2 protein-coding genes are annotated in these 1821 nt (G+C 71.8%); both read left to right on the top strand.

Translation table 11 applies throughout. The features are described from left to right. Positions 1 to 1002: alpha-hydroxy-acid oxidizing protein (locus G6026_RS09550; protein WP_182613023.1), on the top strand; the 1002-nt coding region annotated here is incomplete at its 5' end. Between the two features lie 40 nt (positions 1003 to 1042). Then, positions 1043 to 1821: glycosyltransferase (locus G6026_RS09545; RefSeq protein WP_182613022.1), on the top strand; the 779-nt coding region annotated here is incomplete at its 3' end.

Below are 1821 nucleotides of genomic sequence, written 5' to 3'. Positions count from 1 at the left end.
CCCGTCCTCGTCGCCCCCATCGGCGCGGCGGGACTGGTGCGCCGCGACGCCGACGTGCACATCGGCCGCGCCGCGGCCGAGCGCCGGTTGCCGTACATCCTGTCCTCGCAGGGTTCGTCGCCGATGGAGGCCACCGCCGCGGCCATGAAGGACGCACCGCGCTGGTTCCAGCTGTACTGGAGCAGGGACGAGCAACTCGTGGACAGCTTCATCTCCCGGGCGGAGGCCGCGGGCGCCGGCGCGCTGGTCGTCACCCTCGACACCACGACGCTGGGCTGGCGCCCCTGGGATCTGGACCTGGGCTCATTGCCGTTCACGCGCGGGGTCGGGATCGCGCAGTACACCTCGGATCCACGCTTCGTCGAGATGGTGGCCGAGCGGGTCGCGCAGGAGGCCGAGCCGGGATCCGGCCCGGAGCCGGAGGCGGTCAAGGTCACCCCCAGGGCCGTCGTGACGCTGCTCGAGATGGCCCGGAACCAGCCGGGTGGGTTCCGCAGGAACCTCAGCGCGCCGGAGACCCGCGCCGCCGTCCAGACCTTCCTCGACACGTTCTCGAATCCGGCGCTGAACTGGGACCACATCGCCACCCTGCGGGACCGGACCCGTCTGCCGGTCGTGCTCAAGGGCGTCCTGCACCCGGACGACGCCCGGCGGGCCCTGGACATGGGCGTCGACGCCGTGATGGTCTCCAACCACGGAGGCCGGCAGGTGGACGGGTCCATCGACACCCTGGACGCCCTCGTGCGCATCCGCGAGGCCGTCGGTCCCGAGCCGACCCTGCTGCTGGACTCCGGCATCCGCAACGGCACCGACGTGGTCAAGGCCATGGCGTGCGGCGCGGACGCCGTGACCATCGGGCGGCCCCACATCTACGGGTTGGCCATCGCCGGGCAGAAGGGGGTCGGCGAGGTGCTCGACAACCTGCTCGCCGAGATCGACCTCACGCTGTCGCTGTGCGGCGCGAGTTCGTGGGACGACGTGGACGGCTCGTTGCTGGCCTGAGAGGGTCGCGTCGGCTCGTCGGATCGAGAGGGAGGAGCCCATGCGGGACCCCGAACTGACCGTCCTGCTCACCGTCTACCACGCGATCGAGCCCTCGCAGCTGCGCGACGCCCTGGCCAGCGTGCACGCTCAGACCGTCCAGCCGGCCGAAGTGGTCGTGGTGGAGGACGGCCCCCTGTCGCCAGCGCTGATGGAGGTGCTCGACTCCACCCCCGGACTGCGCAGGTTCGCCCTCCCCGAGAACTCGGGCGCCGCGGCGGCGTCACAACGCGGGCTCGACGAGGTCCGCACCAGCTGGGTCGCCCGCCAGGACGCCGACGACATCTCCCTGCCCGAGCGGTTCGAGCGTCAACTCGACGCCGCCCGCGCGCTCGGGGTGGATGTCCTGGGGTCGGCGATGCTCGAGTTCGACGCCGATCCGGAGCGTCCCACGGCCCTGCGTGCCCTGCCGACCGAGCACGAGGACATCGCCCGCTACGCGCGCATCAACAACCCGGTCAACAACCCGTCCCTGCTCGCGCGAACCGAGGCCATCCGTGCCGTCGGGGGGTACCGCACGGTCCCGTACCAGGAGGATTACGATCTCATGATCCGCCTGATCGGCGCGGGGTACCGCCTCCACAACCTGCCCGAACCGCTCGTGCGGTTCCGGGTCACGCCCGCCCAGTTCAGCCGTCGCAAGAGCCGCGCGCTCACCGCGTCCGAGCGGATCATCCAGCGCACCCTCCTCGACGCGGGCATGATCTCCCGCCCCCGCGCCGTGGCCAACTACCTCGCGCGCAACGCCTACCGACGGTTGCCCGCTCCCGCCATGAACGC

The sequence above is a fragment of the Dietzia sp. DQ11-38-2 genome (assembly GCF_014145055.1).
In the GTDB taxonomy this organism is placed as follows: Bacteria; Actinomycetota; Actinomycetes; order Mycobacteriales; family Mycobacteriaceae; genus Dietzia.
This window is presented reverse-complemented; position numbering and strand designations above follow the sequence as displayed.